Annotated in this window: 18 protein-coding genes and 1 pseudogene; 2 read left to right on the top strand and 17 right to left on the bottom strand. The window is 38.9% G+C overall.

All coding sequences use genetic code 11. From position 1 onward, the window contains the following. Position 1: 1 nt before the first annotated feature. The 6 genes and pseudogenes from MKX53_RS03405 to MKX53_RS03380 all read right to left on the bottom strand — a co-directional run bounded on the left by MKX53_RS03405 (position 2) and on the right by MKX53_RS03380 (position 4,793). Positions 2-1,480 (bottom strand): sugar ABC transporter ATP-binding protein, encoded by a 1,479-nt coding sequence (locus tag MKX53_RS03405; RefSeq protein WP_422194131.1) that lies wholly within the window; start codon positions 1,478-1,480, stop codon positions 2-4. Between the two features lie 174 nt (positions 1,481-1,654). Further along, positions 1,655-2,422 (bottom strand): DeoR/GlpR family DNA-binding transcription regulator, encoded by a 768-nt coding sequence (locus tag MKX53_RS03400; protein ID WP_340909076.1) that lies wholly within the window; start codon positions 2,420-2,422, stop codon positions 1,655-1,657. A 19-nt stretch (positions 2,423-2,441) separates the two neighbouring features. Further along, complete coding sequence (locus MKX53_RS03395; RefSeq protein WP_340909074.1) at positions 2,442-2,867, bottom strand: RbsD/FucU family protein; 426 nt, start codon at positions 2,865-2,867, stop codon at positions 2,442-2,444. Between the two features lie 259 nt (positions 2,868-3,126). Further along, entirely contained in the window at positions 3,127-3,975 is an 849-nt protein-coding gene (locus MKX53_RS03390) for a nuclease-related domain-containing protein (RefSeq protein WP_340909073.1), read from the bottom strand. Between the two features lie 278 nt (positions 3,976-4,253). Continuing rightward, positions 4,254-4,364: pseudogene (locus MKX53_RS03385) on the bottom strand (ATP-binding protein); the annotation flags it as partial. Positions 4,365-4,517: 153 nt separating this feature from the next. Next, positions 4,518-4,793, bottom strand: a complete 276-nt coding sequence (locus MKX53_RS03380; protein ID WP_340761510.1) for a hypothetical protein — start codon at positions 4,791-4,793, stop codon at positions 4,518-4,520. Positions 4,794-5,048: 255 nt separating this feature from the next. On the opposite strand from MKX53_RS03380, the gene MKX53_RS03375 reads away from it, so the two are divergent. Next, a protein-coding gene (locus MKX53_RS03375; protein WP_340909071.1) for an IS3 family transposase occupies positions 5,049-6,412 on the top strand; the annotation gives its coding sequence in 2 pieces (ribosomal slippage) (positions 5,049-5,508 and positions 5,508-6,412; 1,365 coding nt in all). Positions 6,413-6,596: 184 nt separating this feature from the next. Here MKX53_RS03375 and MKX53_RS03370 read toward each other — a convergent pair. Genes MKX53_RS03370 through MKX53_RS03360 form a run of 3 tightly spaced genes read right to left on the bottom strand, consistent with a single transcriptional unit; the run spans position 6,597 to position 8,855 of the window. Beyond that, entirely contained in the window at positions 6,597-7,325 is a 729-nt protein-coding gene (locus MKX53_RS03370; protein ID WP_340909069.1) for an amino acid ABC transporter ATP-binding protein, read from the bottom strand. 21 nt (positions 7,326-7,346) lie between these two features. Next, a complete protein-coding gene (locus MKX53_RS03365) occupies positions 7,347-8,006 on the bottom strand; it encodes an amino acid ABC transporter permease (protein WP_340909067.1) in 660 nt (219 codons plus the stop codon). A gap of 21 nt (positions 8,007-8,027) precedes the next feature. After that, positions 8,028-8,855: a transporter substrate-binding domain-containing protein gene (locus MKX53_RS03360; RefSeq protein ID WP_340909064.1), complete on the bottom strand. Its 828-nt coding sequence runs from the start codon at positions 8,853-8,855 to the stop codon at positions 8,028-8,030. 270 nt (positions 8,856-9,125) lie between these two features. Between MKX53_RS03360 and MKX53_RS03355 the strand changes: the two genes are divergently transcribed. After that, positions 9,126-9,680 carry a helix-turn-helix domain-containing protein gene (locus tag MKX53_RS03355; RefSeq protein WP_093537089.1) on the top strand — a complete coding sequence of 185 codons (555 nt, stop codon included), beginning with the start codon at positions 9,126-9,128 and terminating at the stop codon, positions 9,678-9,680. Between the two features lie 314 nt (positions 9,681-9,994). Here MKX53_RS03355 and MKX53_RS03350 read toward each other — a convergent pair whose 3' ends face one another. From MKX53_RS03350 to MKX53_RS03315, 8 genes are all read right to left on the bottom strand, one after another. Further along, the gene (locus MKX53_RS03350; protein WP_340909062.1) at positions 9,995-10,948 is read right to left on the bottom strand and encodes a nuclease-related domain-containing protein; all 954 of its coding nucleotides are present in this window, start codon (positions 10,946-10,948) and stop codon (positions 9,995-9,997) included. Between the two features lie 441 nt (positions 10,949-11,389). Further along, a complete protein-coding gene (locus MKX53_RS03345; RefSeq protein WP_340909060.1) occupies positions 11,390-12,514 on the bottom strand; it encodes an acetylornithine transaminase in 1,125 nt (374 codons plus the stop codon). Continuing rightward, a complete protein-coding gene (argB, locus tag MKX53_RS03340) occupies positions 12,511-13,290 on the bottom strand; it encodes an acetylglutamate kinase (protein WP_340909057.1) in 780 nt (259 codons plus the stop codon). The genes MKX53_RS03345 and argB overlap by 4 nt, the downstream gene beginning before the upstream one ends. Beyond that, complete coding sequence (gene argJ, locus MKX53_RS03335; protein WP_340909054.1) at positions 13,253-14,479, bottom strand: bifunctional ornithine acetyltransferase/N-acetylglutamate synthase; 1,227 nt, start codon at positions 14,477-14,479, stop codon at positions 13,253-13,255. The genes argB and argJ overlap by 38 nt, the downstream gene beginning before the upstream one ends. An 18-nt stretch (positions 14,480-14,497) precedes the next feature. Beyond that, positions 14,498-15,532 carry an N-acetyl-gamma-glutamyl-phosphate reductase gene (gene argC, locus MKX53_RS03330; RefSeq protein ID WP_340909052.1) on the bottom strand — a complete coding sequence of 345 codons (1,035 nt, stop codon included), beginning with the start codon at positions 15,530-15,532 and terminating at the stop codon, positions 14,498-14,500. Positions 15,533-15,680: 148 nt separating this feature from the next. Next, on the bottom strand, positions 15,681-16,367 hold the full coding sequence (locus tag MKX53_RS03325; RefSeq protein WP_340909049.1) for an L-ribulose-5-phosphate 4-epimerase: 687 nt from the start codon (positions 16,365-16,367) through the stop codon (positions 15,681-15,683). Between the two features lie 22 nt (positions 16,368-16,389). After that, positions 16,390-17,925, bottom strand: coding sequence for an FGGY-family carbohydrate kinase (locus MKX53_RS03320; protein WP_340909047.1), 1,536 nt, complete (start codon positions 17,923-17,925; stop codon positions 16,390-16,392). A 33-nt stretch (positions 17,926-17,958) separates the two neighbouring features. Beyond that, entirely contained in the window at positions 17,959-19,032 is a 1,074-nt protein-coding gene (locus MKX53_RS03315) for an alcohol dehydrogenase catalytic domain-containing protein (RefSeq protein ID WP_340909043.1), read from the bottom strand. Positions 19,033-19,046 lie beyond the last annotated feature (14 nt).

Below are 19,046 nucleotides of genomic sequence, written 5' to 3'. Positions count from 1 at the left end.
ATTAGTGGAGCTGTGTTGCATACTCCATTATTTTTTCTTGTGTTGCTTCTTCCGAGGAAAGCACCCCTGTAATCTTCCCTTCTGACATTACGACAATCCGATGACTCATACGTAAAACTTCTGGTAATTCAGATGAGATCATGATGATTGATTTTCCGCTTGCTGCGAGCTCATCTAGTAGTTTATAAATCTCTCCTTTTGCACCAACGTCAATGCCTCGTGTTGGTTCATCGAATATTAGGATGTCGCAATCTCTTTGTAGCCACTTTGCGATAACTACTTTTTGCTGATTTCCTCCGGAGAGGAGTCTAATCTCTTGGTCTACGGATGGAGTTTTAATCTTTAGACTGTCAACATATTTTGTAGCTATTTTTTTAATTTTGGAATCGCTTACAAAATATGATTTCGTTTGATAGTCTTTTATAGTTGCGAGTGCAATGTTAGATTTGACATCCATGCTGACAAGTAAACCGTATTGTTTTCGGTCTTCAGATAAGTAGCCTATTCCTTGTTTCACGGCATCTGCTGGTGATTTTATTTTGACTACTTTACCATTTAGGCTGATTGTTCCTTTTGTAGATGGATCTGCACCGAATAGTACTCTGGCTACTTCTGTCCTTCCAGCGCCCATTAAGCCAGCAAATCCGAGAATTTCTCCTTTTTTTAATTCGAAGGAAATATCTTTTAAAAGATGTTTCGTTGAGATATTACTCACCTTTAGCACGGTTTCCTTTTCTCCAGAAGCGATGTTTGGCTTCGATTCTATGTATATATGTCGGCCAACCATCAGTTGAATGACTTTGCCCATTTCCGTTTCCGATGTCTTCAAGGTATCCACGTATGTTCCGTCTCTCATAACAGTGATTCTGTCAGAGATTCGCTTTAGTTCGTCCATTCGATGAGAAATATAAATGATGCCGACACCTTTTTCTCTGATGCTATTAATAATGTCAAAGAGGGTATCAATTTCTGTTTCTGTCAGTGCGGTGGTTGGTTCGTCCATGATGAGTATTTTCGAGTTGAATGAAAGTGCCTTTGCTATTTCTACCATTTGTTGCTTAGCTACAGTTAGGTGACGCACTTTGGTTTTGGGGTCTAAATCTAAGTTGAGTTTTTCAAATAATTCGGCTGTTTGTTTGTTCAGTTTTTTATCGTTTACTAGTAGGTTCATCGTTCCTTTTGGCTCACGTCCGATGAAAATATTTTCTGCCACTGTGAGATCTTTCATCAAGTTGAGTTCTTGGTGAATGATGGAAATCCCCAGTTCTTGTGCTTGTTTTGGAGATTGAATTGAAATTTCCTTCCCCTGAAGTGTTATCGTTCCATCGTCCTTCGGATAAATACCAGTCAGGATTTTCATGAGCGTTGACTTTCCAGCACCATTTTCACCGACGAGTGCTAATACTTCTCCGTATTGGAGATCAATTGTTACATCAGATAGGGCTTTGACACCCGGGAAGGATTTGCTGATATGTTCCATTCGTAAAAGAGGCTCCACTTTCATCCCACCTTTTCATTAATTATTCTTTGTTTGTTATTGTTTTTCTTTATTTATGTTGATTATAAATTACATTTTCCGTAAAATCAAGCTGTTTTTCTATAATTCTGAATATTTGTTTTGCATTTTGGTTATTATATGATGCGCAATGAGGAATCAACCCAATTGCGCATAGGAAATTTTTATGTTTTTTTCTTCGAAATACTTTAAATATGTTTTATTTGCTAATTCGTCAATTATTATTGTATTTATAACCTCTTCTTTTTCAATATGAGCAAATGCTTTTTTGTTGAGTTTCGTATGGTCCAGTAGGAGTATTCTCTGATCAGCCATCTCAATCATTTTACGTTTGACGATTGCTTGCTGCTCGTTTGAGTCACTGATTCCCCAGTCTTTGTGTAAACCTTTGCAGGAGAAAAAGACTTTGTTTACATGGTATCGTTCCAATGTGCTGACAGTTAGTGGACCAACTAAAGATAAAGAAGTAGGTGAGAGATTGCCTCCTGATACTATCACATGAATATGAGTTGAGTTTGCTAGTTCAGCCGCTACTCTTAGCGAATTGGTTAGTACGGTAATTTTCTTATTAGGTAGTAATTTGGCTAGATACAATGCTGTGGAACTAGCATCTAAGAAAATGATGTCGTCTTCTTGAATTAAAGTGACTGCTAATTTTGCGACCGCCATTTTTTCTTGTTGGTTCATCACTTCTCGTTGGAAATAAGGGATGTCCCCTTCTTCCTCTTGTGTAGAAATAGCACCTCCATGCGTACGAGCAAGTTTGTTCTCCGCTTCTAGTTTTTCTAAATCTCGTCGGATAGTTTCCTCTGTAACTTTCAGTAGTTTACTTAGTTCAGATACACGTGCGGTTTTGTTTTCATTGACTATGTTAATTATTTTTTTATGTCTTTCTGGTACTAACATAAGTGGATTCCTTCTTTCTTTATGTGATTACGCCTTTTTTTAGAATGATATTGGCATAGAGTGCATGCTCGCTAGTCGCAATGATTGCATATGCGTCTTTGGCTTGTTCGTAAAACTGAAAACGCTCAAGTTTGGCAGGTATAACTGTTTGGTTTTTTGTGATTTGAAGGATTTCATCATATTCTCTCCATATTGGCGGTGCAGAGATTTCTGCTCCATGCATCATATAAAACACTGACGAATCCGCGTAAGTGTCGAGGGGCATGAGCGTTAAAATAGCTTCCAGTATTTCCGGAACATGGAGTCCATCCAGTCTTATTAAATTTTTGGCGTGTGATGCAGCCGGGAAATTACCATCTGCGATGACGATTTCATCTCCATGCCCCATCTCCATGAGAATTTTGAGGAGATCTGGTGAAATACAGTGCGGTATATTTTTTAACATGTGTTTTCTCCTTTGTTTGTCTTTGTTTTATTCTATAATACCAAAGATTTTGAAGAATAAAAGTGTTTTTTGTGGGTGTGTCGGTGGAACTGGATTTAGCTTGGGTGGAACTCGTCGCTTGAGTTGAACTCGAGAGGTATTGGGTGGAGCTGGCATCTTTCTAGTGAAACTCCAGCTGTATTGAGTGGATCTGGCGTCTACTGGGGTGGAACTCGTTTTTCTGAAATTAGAAAACACCATCTTGAGATAGTTAGTGTTTTTAATTGTTACTTTTTTGATAAGTAGTTTTGTTTCCTTTTTTTGTTTTGATTAGCTTCATTTTCTGGAATGTATAATTCAGGGTGTATCGAGATTTTAGTTGTAGTAAATCCATACACTCTTGCATGGTGACTTCGTGTTTCATCAGGGTAAAAAGATCTTCTACATTTCTAGGGATTGGATCTTTGTCATTTATTCCACACGCAGTGCATGTCCACTGACGTTCACTAATTCTATTTAATCGATTTCCACAGTTTATGCAAAGTACTCCTTTCTTTAATTCACTTGTCGAGATTTCATATTTTGAGCATAGGGGTGGTTCTACAAAATGCATGTTTTTTCGCATCAAAATTTCTTTTATTTTTAAATATTGGGCTTTGGTAAGTAGAGGCGGTAGTTTGTTTAGTTTTTGTATAAAGAGTGGTAAATTCTTTGAGAAAAGAATAGTTTGTTCCTTAGGCGCATTTTCTATTATTGCTTTATCGGATGCGAAAACAAGTACAGTGTATATGGGTATTTTCCATTGGGTTTGATTTAACCATAGTTGAAAGCCGTCCTGATTTCTTTGTAGTTGAATTATTGGACAGTTGAAAGCAGTAGTTTCATTATCTAATGTTCTTATTAATTGATTGGGGAAGGTTTTAAAAATGATATTGCCTATAATATTTTTAACTTCTACTATAAGAATATAACTGCTAGTGATGATTAATGTATCAACTTGGATGTAACGATTCTCGTGAATTTTCATGTGGAAATCTGGGATGATGTGTACTTCTGAGGGAAACTGTACTTCTTTGATTGAACGGTCAACACGCAATTCTCCGTAGTGGCCAGCTTCTATGAGGCCCATTTTTTCAAGAACTTTTCTGTATTGTTTGTGGTGGGCGGGTAGACGATGCTTTAAGCGGAGATAGTTGAAGTAGTTAGGGGGGAAATTTCTAAATATTTGTATGGTGGATTCTCCTTTCGATTTGTCATTGCAAATAGATTACCAGATTTTAAGTAGATGGACAATAAGTTTTGAGTTTTAAGTGGATGCTTAGGTCTGGCACGAAATCAGACTAACTTTAGGGAATATAAATGTCAACACAAATATGTACATTTTCGCTTGCGTAAGGATGTACAAAATTACTCGTATTCTTTCGTTAAATGATTCTTCAATCTATAGGAATCATCTACAATAGAAACGACAGTTGCGTGGTGTAAAACACGGTCTAAAATTGCATTTGCTAACTTGGGCTTCCTGGAAGACTTCGTACCGCATATCAATTCACCTAGATAGTTACCATGCCTGGCACACATATAAAAAGAACGCCCTACATGGACGCACCAGTTCGTTACACCTAATAAGCATACCCTATTAGAAACCCTTAATGTTGAATATTATTCATCTTATCGTCGTAGTCTTTTCTTAAGTTTAATATTCCATTCGCCGATTTCTGACCCATCACAATCTTTTACCATAAAAGGTCCAGAAAATATCGCTTTTCCACTTTCTTTTTTAAATGTCAGCTTTCTCACCATCAATTTATCTTGTAGGCGTTGTTCAAAAAGTTTTGCTACTGTATTATCGGACGTGACAACATGGATAAACTGTCCTTTTTCAGTGTATATCCCTTCACCCACTACTGTAGCAATTTCATCAGAGCATTCAATAAACTTGTTCACATAATTCCTCCCCTTTTTTACATAATTCGACAGTAGGAGGAAGAAATCCTTCTAAATTTCCCCAATTTATTACGACACTTTATCAAACAAGTGTAAAATTAAGAATTGAGTGTTATTTATAAAACTAACCGTTACAGGACCTTGAGTGGAGTGGAGCTAAGATTTGAAGGCATTTTATTCAAATTAAAAACCACTAGATTTTGAACTGCACCCCAATTGTTAGACAAAAATCTAACAATTGGAGGTGCTTTTCTTTTGTCGAAATTTACGGAAGAAGAAAAAGTAGAGTTTGTCAAAATATATTTAAATGGGGATGAAGGGCTTAAACCAGTCTCAAATATGGTAGGAGTTGATCATTCGGTATTACTAAACTGGATTAAGCAATATCAACATCATGGAGATGAAGCTTTTAAGAAACGCTGTACAAATTATACAGTGGAATATAAACTAGACGTACTCAATTACATGAACGAAAATGGGACGTCTATACGAGAAACAGCAGCAATTTTTAATATTCCAACTCACTCCACAATTTTGACATGGAAAAAGCAGTTGGAAGACATTGGAATTGACGCCCTTAAATCAAAGAAAAAGGGGCGTCCATTCATGAAAAACGAAAACGTAAAACAAGCTATTAAAAACAACACTCCAGCAGAAGGATCAGTGGAAGCGTTACAAGCAGAATTAGAACGCTTGCGTATGGAAAATGCGTATTTAAAAAAGTTGAATGCCTTAGTTCAAAACAAGGAAAAATCACCAAACAAGACAAAGCTCAAGTAGTCTATGAATTAAGGCATGAGTTTCCGGTGAAAGAATTAGTAAAGCTAGCAGAAATTCCTCGAAGTACCTATTATTTTTATGTAAAACAAATGGATAGAGTTGATCCAGATGCCGATTTAAAAGTAGAAATTAAAACGATTTATGAGGAACATGAAGGTCGTTATGGATATCGTCGTATTCGTGATGAATTAACCAATCGTGGGCAAAGAGTAAATCATAAAAAAATACAGCGAATTATGAAAGAGTTAGGTTTAAAATGCCTTGTGCGTATGAAAAAATATAAATCCTATAAAGGAACAGTTGGTAAAGTTGCGCCGAATATTTTAAATCGTCAATTCACAGCCGAGCAACCGAATGAAAAATGGGTTACAGATATTACAGAGTTTAAATTATTCGGAGAAAAGCTTTATCTGTCCCCTGTACTGGATTTATTTAATAGTGAAATCATTACCTATACAATCGGCTCTAAACCTACCTATTCACTTGTATCAGAAATGTTAGAGAAAGCATTTGAACGTCTCTCCGAAGAAGATGAGCTTCTCATGCATTCCGATCAAGGTTGGCATTATCAAATGAAACAGTATCGTCATGCTTTACAAAAAAGAAGCATCACGCAAAGTATGTCTCGTAAAGGGAACTGTTACGACAATTCAGTGATGGAGAATTTCTTTGGCATTATGAAATCAGAGTTTCTCTATTTAAAAGAATTTGAGAGTGTGGAACATTTTAAATTAGAACTAGAAAAATATATGGAGTACTATAATAACAAACGAATTAAGGCAAAATTAAAAGGCAAAAGTCCGATACAATACCGAACTCATGCCCAACAAGCAGCTTAATAAGTGTTAAATGATAAACGCGGTAGCGAAGCAAGCCACGACCTGCCCATCCATTTCTTCCTCGCTACGCTTCGGAAGAAATGGATGGGCAGGAAAAAGAATGACTTATTCGCTAAATCTTTTTATTCTCTCAAATATCAAATCAAATAATTATGTCTAACTTTTTGGGGTCACATCAATTTCTCTAGTGGTTTAATACTTTAGATAGGAAGTCTTGCGCACGCTGGGTGTCTGGATTGGTGAAGAACTTGGATGGTGCGGCGCGTTCGACTATTTTACCTTCTGCCATAAAGACGATTTCGTCGCAGATTTCTTTGGCGAAGCCCATTTCGTGTGTTACGACTACCATGGTCATGCCGTCTTTTGCTAGTTTGCGGATGGCATCGAGTACTTCGGTTACCATTTCTGGATCGAGTGCGGATGTTGGTTCGTCAAATAGCATGACTGTTGGGTCCATTGCTAGCGCCCTAGCGATAGCTACGCGTTGTTGCTGACCACCGGAAAGTCGGTTTGGATAAGCATCAAATTTGTCGGCAAGTCCTAGAGATGAAAGTAGTTCTTTCCCTCTTTTTTCGGCAGCTTCTTTGCTTAATCCTTTTACTTTCATCGGTGCCATTGTTACGTTTTCTAGTGCAGTTAAGAATGGAAATAGGTTGAAGCTTTGGAATACGAAGCCTATGTTTGTACGGGCTACGTTGATGTCCGTTTTTTTGTCGTGGATGGAAGTGCCGTCCACTACTATTTCCCCGGTATCTACTGGTTCTAATGCATTGATTGTACGAATCAGGGTGGATTTACCTGCTCCACTTGGGCCAATCAATGCGATTACATTCGATTTTGGCACTTCGAGCGAAACGTCGGTTAGGACATGGTGGTCGCCGAAGCTTTTATTGACATTTTTGATAGAAATCATTTGGGTACACCCTCCTTAACGTTATGTTTCACTTTTCAGTAATCGTTTTTCGAAGTATCGAATGATTAGCGAAAGACTGAATGTCATGATGAAATAAATTAGTGCAACGAATGTCCATACTTCAATGGAAGCAAACGATGTGGCAACTAGATTTTTTGCATTCAACGTTAAGTCGGTTGCGGCTATAATCGATACAAGCGATGAATCCTTTATGAGCATAATGAATTGCGACGCAAGCGGCGGTAATACTCTTCTAAATGCTTGTGGCAAAATAATATGGGTCATTGCTTTTGTATGCGTCATTCCAAGTGAACGAGCTGCTTCCATCTGCCCTTTTGGTACAGCTTGAATACCAGTTCGAACGATTTCTGCGATAAATGCACCAGCAAATATTGCTAGCCCGACGATAGATCCCCAATAGGAGCCTAGCCTAAACACTTGCCCCATTACATAGAATATCCACATTAAAAGAACAAGTAGTGGTACCCCACGAATTATTTCCACATATGTGGATGATATTAAATAAATAAATTTGTTTTTTGAAATACGTCCAAGTCCAAAGATGATTCCAATCGGAATCGCAAATAGGATTGCTATTACTGAGATTTCCAGTGTTTTAAGCGCTCCATCGATGAAGACGTCCATATTATTCGGTATGACACTCCAGTCGTAGTTGTACATGCTGATTCCCCCTAGAGTGTTTTATTCTTCTACTACTTCATCTAACCAATCAGAAGTTTCAAACCATTTGTTACGTGATGCAAGTTCCGCAGGGCTTCCAAGGTAGCTGTTTAGGAATGAGTTTACCCATTGGATTGTGTCGAAATCATTCTTCTGAATTGCTATTCCAAGGTTCTCTGTAGAAATTAGTTCTTCTAACTGATTTACTGAATCGCCATTTTTCAATTTCCAAACGGCAATTGCTGGCTCATCGTATACTACTCCATCAGCTTCCCCTTGTGCCATAGCTGCTGCTGCAGACGGGAATTCTTCAAAGTCTAGAATTTCTGCATTTTGGAAAACATCTTTAGCTAGAAGTGCACCAGTCGTTCCGATACCTACAGCAATTTTGTTACCTTTTACATCAAGATCTTGCCAAGTTTTTGTTGCTTTATCTGTTCCAGGTACCATCACGGCTTGACCTGTTTGGAAGTATGGGTCAGAGAAACTTACAGCTAATGCACGGTCACCACGAATAGTCATTCCAGCAAAAATCATATCTATTTCACCTGTTCTAAGCGCTGGAACCAAACCATCAAATGTGAATTGTTTGAATTCTACTTTGATATCTTTCCCTAGTGCTGCTGCCAGTGCATTTGCAGTGTCTACGTCATATCCAACGAAATCGCCATTTGGATCTTTCATATCAAATGGGAAATATCCTGGAGACATCCCGATAACTAATTTCTTTTCTTTTAATGCTTTTTGAATTGTAGAATTTTCTGTTGAAACTCCTCCACCTGAATCATTGCTACATCCAGCAACGATTAGTACGGTAATCATTAGTACTGCAACTAACCATTTTTTCATGTTTTTATTCCCCCGTTTTCTCTATTATTCAGTTCCCCTTATGAAACTAGTGAATTATTAGTAGTATAAATTATTATTATTCACCTGTCTACATAATAAATAATTAATTGTAATATTATTATTATTGATTCTATTTGAAAATAAGTGCAAAATATATTATATATACTTGTATTATATGGTGTTTTCCATAGATTTAGTAGTATTATATTAATAAGTCTACATGTTTTATTATTCTGTCTAATGCATTTTTATTCATAAGGAGTGTTTTTAATGGTATTTCCTAAAAGTGAGGTTGGTAAACGAATAAGGTATTTGCGCAGATTTCAAGGGTTGACGTCCGATGAACTGGCCAAAAAAACAAATGTGAGCCAGAGTATGATCTCGCAAATTGAGCGTGGACAAGTGTCTCCTTCTTTAGAGACGTTATGGAAGTTAAGCCATAGTTTAAAGGTTCCCGTCTTTTCATTCTTCGAGTCAGAGGAAAGTAACGCGGTAACGTTAACGCGAAAAGGCGAGGGCAATCTGATCAAACGAGTGCGGCCTAACGTGGAATATGAACTATTATCGCCAAGTTCAGGTAAACAGATGAGCTTTTTTAAGATGATTGTATCGCCCGGAGATGGTACCGAAGACCCACTTATGTTCCACGGCGGAGAGGAGTGCGGGTTTATGCTCGTCGGTAGTTTGCGTCTTGAAATTGAAGGCGAAGTATACTTTATCGATGAAGGTGATAGTATTTACTTTGATAGTTCGCTGCCGCATCGATTTACAAATGATGGGGATACGAATGCAGTGGCTGTATGGACGATGACGCATAGTTTTTAAGGGGAAGGTCTTTCGCGATGGCGGAGGGCTTTTTTGATGTGTTTGGTGAGGGTGGAGTATCTCTGATTTTTGCGCAATTTACTCGCGGCACTCTCGTAAAGCATCGGAGCTCTCTTGCATAGAGGAGATTTTCTCTCGTATGTGGTGTGCTTTCTTGACTCTCTCTCGTATAGCTGCGGTGCTCTCTCGTTTGGCTGCAATTCTCTCTCATACGGTAGCGCTCTCTCGTTTGGAGTGGAATCCCTCTCTGAAGGATATGAGGTTCTTTTTACAATACATATATAAGTAGAACCCTTTGACTCAGTCAAAGGGTTCTACTTCGGGAAGATCATTTGATATTTAGTGCTTGAGGATTTGCCAATTTTAGTTAAGTTTGCTTTTTTCATTATTCTAGTTGCCTCATGGTTATTGTTAAGGTGTAGGAATTCTCTACACTCTTTGTTTGATATTGTTTTTCTCGCTATTAGAAAATACTCTTTCATTGTATATTGGTGTGCGGTCTGACTCTTTGCGTTACATTTCGGGCAGATCCATCTGCGTTTATATTTCTTCATACCGATATAGGCACAATTTTCACAGATAACTCCTGTGATTAAATCTTTTGTATTAATAGAATAATATTCACTTAGTGGAAATGGGTGATAATGTTTACTTTTCTGTAAAAGGAGATTTTTTATTCTTTCAAGTTGTGGTTCCGTTAAAAGTGGATTGTGGGTTTTTATTGCTCTTAGATATGGTATTAATTCGTTCTGTAAGAGAACGGTTGTCCGGTTGGAGGAATTGATGATGTGCAGTGTTTCAAAAGCAAAGACAACGGCACCAAGCACAGGAAGATGGATTTTGAATTGTTTGAAGAACTGGGTTAGTTGATAAATATATTCTTCTACTTGAGATTCAGGGCTTCTACAGACATTTATTACTCCATTCGCAAGTGTCTGAACCATTTGGCTGGGGTTGGTTGTAATTTCGACGGTGTCTTTAAAATTTTTCACTTCTAGGATTAATGCATAGTGTGGTGTAACTATTAGAATGTCCATTTGTATTAGCTTTTCGGAGTAGAGACTGATGTTGTGATAGACGTAAAATGTGTATGGGAGTTTTAGTTTTTCCAATCCTCGCATGACTACCTCTTCACCAATGTCTCCTGCGGCTTTATTCTTTGCTTTTTTCTTCATCTTCCCATGCATTGGGTGGGATACTCGGAGTCTTGTTGCAAGAGAATTTAGTCCTTCTGCATCTAGGGTTTTTTGGAAGGGTTTTACTATCAATATTTATCACCTCAGTGACAGATTATCTGTTTATGGTAAATTTATCAAACTTCCACTTTGACGTTTTGTAGGATATTATGCAGGTAAAATGAAATAGTCGCGTCTTTTGAACAATTAAACAACCGAGCCACTTTTACCGTTTTCTGTTGGTCTGGTTGAATTTGTAGTGTAACTGCAGTAGTTTGTTGAAAATATTTTTGGTATATGCGAATTTTATTTCTCCCTTCTAGAAAAGATGCAGATCCCTCTCATACTGGTGGTGATCACTCGTGTATAGGCGGTTTTTCTTCTCGTATAGGCGGAGTTCTCTCATATAGAGTGAATAGTCTCTCGGAAAGAGTGTTTTCTCTCTCACATAGACAATACAGTAAAGGACCTGCCAAATCGGCAGGTCCTTGGTTGTGAATAGCGGTTCTCTGAGCGCTTTAATTCAAGTTTTTATTAAGATAGGATGGTTTTAAGAATGTCGATGGCTTGGTCGATTTCTTCGATTGTTACAGTTAGTGGCGGCAGGAGACGGATGACGTTTGCTCCTGCCGAAACTAATAGAAGGCCTGCTTCGTCGGCTGCTGGTATGTAGGATGCCACTTCTTCTTCGCAGACGATTCCGAGTAGGAGGCCAGAGCCGACAACCTTATGACTTGGTAGAGCTTCACTTAACTTCTCGATAAAGTAAGCAGATTTTTTATTCACTTCTGCTATAAAGTCTGGTACAAATACGTTATCCAATACGGTTTGTGCGACAGCTACTGCTAGAGGGTTTCCTCCGAAGGTTGTGCCGTGTGTGCCAGGACCCAACGAATCGTGGAGGTCTGCCGTTCCAAGCATCGCCCCGATTGGGAAGCCTCCACCGAGACCTTTTGCCAACGTCATGATGTCAGGTTTTAGGACGGTTTGCTCGTATGCGTAGCGGGTTCCCGTGCGACTAATGCCTGTTTGCACCTCGTCTATAATGAGTAAAGTTCCGTTTGCTAAACATATGTCCGAGATTGCCTGAGCGAATTCAGGCGTTACTTGGTTGACGCCGCCTTCTCCTTGGATAACTTCGAGCATGATTGCGCCTACTTCATCGTCGATTACTGCTTCTAATGCAGATACGTCGTTAAATGGGACAGTTTTGAATGTTTCAAGCAATGGACCGAAGCCATTGCGTATTTTGTCTTGGCCAGTTGCAGACATGGCGCCGAATGTGCGTCCGTGAAATGACTTTTCAAAGGTGATGATTGTGTGTTTCCCTGTATGTTTGCGCGCTAGTTTGATCGCTGCTTCGTTCGCCTCTGCTCCACTGTTGCAGAAAAAGGCGTGAGCGAAGTGCGTATCGTTTACAAGGGTTTCTGCTAGTTTTTCTTGTTCTGGGTTTTCGAACAGGTTCGATATATGCCAGAGCTTTTCACTTTGTTCTTGAATTGCTCGAACTATCGCAGGATGCGTATGTCCTAGACTTAGCACGGCAATACCACTCGTGAAATCGAGGTAGTCTTTTCCGTTAGCATCTGTCACGATGGTCCCCTTCCCTTTCACAAGATGAATGGGACGGCGCGTATAGTTTTGGAATAATGAGCTCATACATATACCTCCTGTTGCAAAATTGTTGTGCCGGAAAGTTGATCGCCGACGATTTCGACGGATGGAATACCCGCTGTTAAGCAGTCAAGAGCCGCGGTAACTTTTGGAATCATTCCTCCGTATATATCTCCTGAACTGATCCAGTGACTAATTTTTTCGGAGGTAACTATTTCTTGTACTTCTCCGCCAATTTTAATGCCTGGTGTATCCGTTACGAGTTGCAGACTTTCAGCTTTAATTGCTAAAGCGACTTCGCTAGCTACAGTGTCTGCATTGATATTCAGCGGATTTCCTTCTATCGTGCAGCCAATACTTGAAATTACAGGAGTGATTCCATGCTGCAGTACTGTTTCAATTAGGGACGTATTCACTTGTTCGATTTCCCCGACAAAACCATATGTTGCTTCATCTAATACGGTGCACTCTAGTAACTGACTATCGTAGCCACTCAAACCGATTGCTTGGATTCCATTTTTATTTAGCTGATGCACTAGGGCTGGGTTTACTTGACCTACTAAAGTGGACTGGACAATGCCGATTGCTTCTGCAGATGTCACACGTATACCATTAATAGCAGTAGTCGTAACTCCATTAGCAGCAAGGGCTGCATTGATCGCTGGTCCTCCACCGTGTACGATGACAATCTCATGGCCAGATGCTTGCAGTTTTTTGAAGTTAGTGAAGAAGTTTTCATTTAAACCCTCAAGCATACTGCCACCAAGCTTGATGACGATGCGTTTAAGAGCGATAGGTTGCGTTGATTTGGACGTAGTCATATGTCAAATCGCACCCCCATGCAGTTCCTTGACCATTTCCTTGATGAATATCGACAAAGATTTTGACTTCAGGCTGTTTCAAATAAATGATTAAATCATCTTCCGAGAAAGGAACTGGCTCGCCGTTTTCCACTACTTTTGTGGTGCCAAGAAGAATCGTAATGGCGTTTGGATCGATTGTTGCACCACTATAGCCGACTGCCGCAATAATTCTTCCCCAGTTTGCATCATTTCCGAAAATGGCTGTTTTAACGAGTGGGGAACCCACTACTGTTTTAGCAATTTTGCGTGCTTCTAAATCCGTAATGGCACCTTTTACTTCCACTTCAATGAGCTTCGTTGCACCTTCCCCGTCTTTGGCAATCATTTTAGCTAAATCTTGTGACACGGTGTGTAAGGTTTGAAGGAAGTTTTCCCAGTCTGGATGTTCTGGAGTTAACGTATTATTTTGCGCCATTCCGTTCGCCATCACAATAACCATATCATTTGTCGATGTGTCGCCGTCCACTGTAATTGCGTTAAAAGTCACATCCGTAATAGCTTTTAGTGCATCTTGAAGATGGTTGGATTCGATATTGGCATCAGTTGTTATAAAACCAAGCATTGTCGCCATATTTGGTTCAATCATGCCGGATCCTTTTGCAGTTCCTGCGATGATAACCTCTTTACCGTCAATAGTAGTTGAATAAGTTGTATTTTTCGTTACAGTATCTGTTGTCATAATCGCTAATGAAAAGTCTATCGCGCCTTCCAGTTCATCTACTGGTTCTAGCTTTTGAATACCTGTAGCTACTGGTTCCATTTTCATGAGCTCCCCGATTACTCCAGTAGAAGCAACACCGATAAGTGACGAATCAATTCCTAGTTTGTCTGCTGTAAGCTGCTGCATCATATATGCATCTGCCATTCCTTGTTTTCCCGTACAGGCATTGGCATTTCCAGCGTTGACGATTATTGCTTGCATTTTACCTGTTTCATATACGACATCTTTTGTGATCAGTAGTGGTGCCGCTTTGATCGCGTTGGTTGTAAATACTCCCGCTACGCTTGCAGGTACGTCGCTAACAAGAAGTGCTAAATCCTTTTTTTTATGCTTTAAACCGCAATGGATTCCGGTTGCTTGGAAACCTTTTGGCGAGGCAATGTTTTTATAAGAGATGCTTTTCATCGCAATGGTTTTTGTCGTCATCGGTTATTCCTCCTCTGTCTAGATAAATAGTGGGACTTGCTGAAGACCAGTCGTTTGGTCGATATTAAATTGTACATTCATATTTTGAATTGCTTGACCTGCTGCTCCTTTTACGAGGTTGTCGATAACCGAAACGATAGTGGCACGGTTCGTACGTGGATCGACTTTTACGTGAATATCACAGAAATTAGAGCCGTATACTTGATTGGTTCCAAATTTATTCGTTTCTTCAATAATTCGGACGAAGGGATTATATGCATATCTTTCTTTCAATGCGTTTGTCAATTGTTGCTCGGTCACATTCGTTTGAAGAGCAGCATAGCTTGTCGCTAGAATTCCTCTCGTCATTGGTACTAAATGTGTTGTAAATGTGATCGGTGATGTCTGACCTGTAAATATATTAATAGCCTGTTCTATTTCCGGTATATGTTGATGCTGATGTATTTTATAAATTGCCGTGTTTTCATTTGTTTCACTGAAGTGCGTCATTTGAGATGGCTTGTTACCCGCTCCTGACACGCCACTCTTTGCATCTATAACTATATTCGTTGAGTCGATTAACTTTTCCTTTAATAGCGGCAATAAAGATAACAATACCGCTGTCGGATAACATCCTGGATTCGCGATTAAATCAGCTTGTTGAATGGCAGCTTCATTCCACTCCGTTAGACCATAGACACTTTTTTCTAATGCCGTTGCTGGTGCGGGTTCTTTTTGGTACCATTGCTCATAATCTAAAGGGTTTTTCAATCGGAAGTCACCGGACAAGTCAATAAGTTTCGGGCCGCTTCCTATTAAAAAAGGTAATATCCCAGAAGATACCCCTGAGGGAGTACTCGTAAAAATGACGTCATATTCTGTTAGTCTATTATGTTCAATCGCTAGAAGTTTTTGATCGTAAATATTCATTAAATGTGTATATTTATTCGAAAATTGCATTCCTTCTTCTGAAGAAGTGAATAAATCAATACGCTCGGCTTCGGGATGATTATGCAATAGCCTTATTAACTCTAGTCCACCATAACCCGTAGCACCTATAATTCCTATTTTCATCCTTATCACTCCAAACGTAAGATAATGATTAGTATAATACTGCATAATTATAAAGTCAATTGTATTTTTAATATATTTAGAATTTATCAGGTAAATCGAAAAACCCTTTGTTTAGTACAAAGGGTTTTTTACGGTAATTTTATTTATCTTACTGACCATAATATGCATTTTTACCATGCTTACGTAAAAAGTGCTTATCTAATAAGGTTTTTTCCATATTTTCTACTTTTGGTTGCAGCATACATGTATTAAATGCAAGCTTTGCAACCTCTTCCATAACCACTGCATTCTCTACAGCATGTTCAGGAGAAATGCCCCAATTAAATGGTCCATGTTTATCTACAATCACGCCAGGAAAAGATAATGGATCCTTGTCCCGCATCGTTTCCACGATTACTTTTCCAGTATTAAGTTCATAATCCTTTTGAACTTCACTATCCAATAACGGTCTAGTACATAAAATTTCCCCGTAGAAATAATCTGCGTGTGTTGTGCCAAGTGCTGGGATATTGCGACTTGCTTGCGCCCATGATGTACACCAAGAGGAATGCGTATGAACTACACCTTGTACCTTCTCAAAGTTTTTATAGATTTCTAGATGAGTTAGCAAATCTGAAGAAGGCTTTAGTTTTCCCTCTACAACATTTCCTTCTAAATCTACAACGACCATATCACTTTTATCCATATTGTCGTATGAGACACCACTTGGTTTAATCACTATTAAATTTTGGTCGCGATCGATCGCACTAACGTTTCCCCATGTAAATAAAACTAAACCATGCTGCGGCAATGATTGGTTTGCTAATAATACTCTTTCTTTTAGTGCCTCTAACAAGTAAAAACACCCCGTCCCTATTCTAGTTTGTATTTGCTAGGGTCCACATAGTTTCTTTCACATTTTCATAAAGCTTCTTATACTCTTCATAATAAATATTATATAACTGATGATTTTTCATATTAGGCTCTATCGGCTCTTCAAATTCTAACCATTCTTTAACTATGGATGAGTCTTTTATAACCCCTGTTCCTATACCAGCAAGTAACGCGTCCCCTAAAGTAGCCTCAACATCGTTTTTGATAATTCTTACTCTTTTTCCTGTTACATCTGCATAGATATGCGGCCAAATCAGGGATTTAGAGCCTCCACCTACAATAATTACTTCATTATCTAACTGGATATTGGTGCCAGCTACCATTTCCATATTGTGGCGAAGGGAATAAGCTACACCCTCCATTAATGCTTTGTAAATGTCAGCTTTGTTGTGCAAAAGACTTAAGCCGATGATTAAACCTCTGGCATCACTATCCCAAATAGGACTTCTCTCTCCCATAAAGTATGGTAATGCGATGAGACCATTCGATCCTGCCGGAACATCTTTTGATATCAAATCTAATAGAGTATAAGCATTAATTCCTGTTAGAGATTCAGCTTGCAGCTCATTTTCACCAAGAATATTTTTAAACCATTTCATCAATGCGCCGGCTGTTGCAGCTCCACCAAATGTATAAATCTTTTCTAATGGATCAATTGCATGCGGCATACTCACTAAGTTTGGAGAGAGATTTGCTTTACCTGTAACAAATCCCCAACACATAGAGGTTCCTAGCATAGCAACATGATTACCTTCCGTAAGTGCTCCAGCACCGATAGTGGAAACGGGGGCATCTACCCCTCCGCTTACTACAGGTGTGCCTTCTGAAAGACCTGTTATCTTAGCCATTTCCGAAGTAACGCTACCAACTATTTCAGTAGAAGAGACTAATCTTTCTGGTAGCATCGAAATTGGAATGCCTAGTTTCTCAGCCATTGAACTAGACCATTGTTTACTTCTAAGATCAAATACCCCACCTATATTACCTGCCGAAGAATAATCTACAGCAAGACTGCCAGTAAGTTTATATACTAAGAATGGCGCGGGCGGAACAAAGTATTTTATGTTATCCCAAACGTCAGGCTGGTTATTTTTGTACCAAAGAATTTTGGTGAATCCAAAATATGAATTGACAGAGTTTCCTGTAACCTCGAAAAGCTCATCCAGATTAATATTTTGTTGTACCCACTCGACTTCTTTTTTTGCTCTGCGATCCATCCAAATAAGGCATGGTCCGATGGCTTCCATCTCTTTGTTCACTGGTATACCGGAACCACCGTACAGACTACTGATACCTACACCTTTAATTTGTTTTGGATCAACGCTAGATTTTTTGATAACATTTTTGATGGTTGTATATGTTGCTTGTTCCCACACATCTGGCCATTGCTGTGCCCAAGATTGTTTAGGTGTTTCAACATCATAACCACTATAACTATGCGAAAGAACTTGCCCGTCTTGGTCGATCAACACAGCTTTTGTTCCTTGAGTACCTATATCTACACCTATTAGATAGTCCATCTTCAATCCTCACTTCCTAAAACTTAAGGTTCCCTACGGAATAAGTTGTACTTTAATTGCTTCTGAAGTTTGAGCAGTTGCAATTGCTTCACTAAACTCTTCAATTTTGTACTTATGTGTAATGATTCCCTCTGCAGTAACTAATTTTCGTTCAAACAAGTCAATTGCGATTGGGTATGTGTATGGCCCTAAATGGGATCCACGTATATCAAGTTCTTTTTTATCACCGATTACACTCCAATCGGTCGTCACTTCTGATCCAAAAACACTAAATTCTACAAAGCGTCCTAGTTTTCTAACCATTTGAAGACCTTGCGTTACACCAATTGGTGAGCCTGTTGCTTCTATATATACGTCACAGCCATATCCACCGGTTAAATCCTGGATATATTTCACTGCATCGACTTTTAGAGGGTTAATCACTTCATCTGCTCCTAATTTCTTCGCAGTTTCTAATCTTTTATCATTAGTATCTAGAACAATGAGTTTCTTAGGTGTTTTTAATGCAATTAATTGGACCATACACAAGCCTAATGTCCCTGCACCCGCTAAGACAACCACATCTTCAAATTCAATAGTTCCTCTTTGTACTGCATGAACAGCACACGCCATCGGTTCTATTAAACTAGCTTCATCTGCAGTAACCCCATCTGTAATTTTATAAACTCGAGAAGTATTACTAAAGCGCATGTATTCAGCCATACCACCTTCAGCAATTCCTTGTTGGAAGCCGTAGATATTATGAACTTGGCACATCCAATATTTACCGCTATCGCAGAATCTACATTTACCACATGGGTTAATTTGGTCAGCTGTTACACGATCTCCAATTTTGATATTATGTTTTTCTCCAGCACCTTCACCTAATTCAACTACAGTCCCATAAAACTCATGACCGGCAATAACTGGTGCTTTTAGCCAAGGGTTCTCTCCTGCCCAGTACATATCAGATCCATGATATGCTTTAATATCACTTCCACAAATACCACATGCTTCTACTTTTATAACTACTTCGCCTGTTCGTGCTTTAGGAACTGCTACATCCTCTACTCTATAATCTTCTGGCCCGCAGCAAACAACTGCTTTCATCATTTTTTCATTTGACATCTATAATCTCTCCT

The organism is Psychrobacillus sp. FSL K6-4615, assembly GCF_038008225.1.
GTDB lineage: Bacteria > Bacillota > Bacilli > Bacillales_A > Planococcaceae > Psychrobacillus > Psychrobacillus psychrotolerans.
Note: the sequence above shows the minus strand (reverse complement) of the source record. Positions and strands in the feature narration are given on the sequence as shown.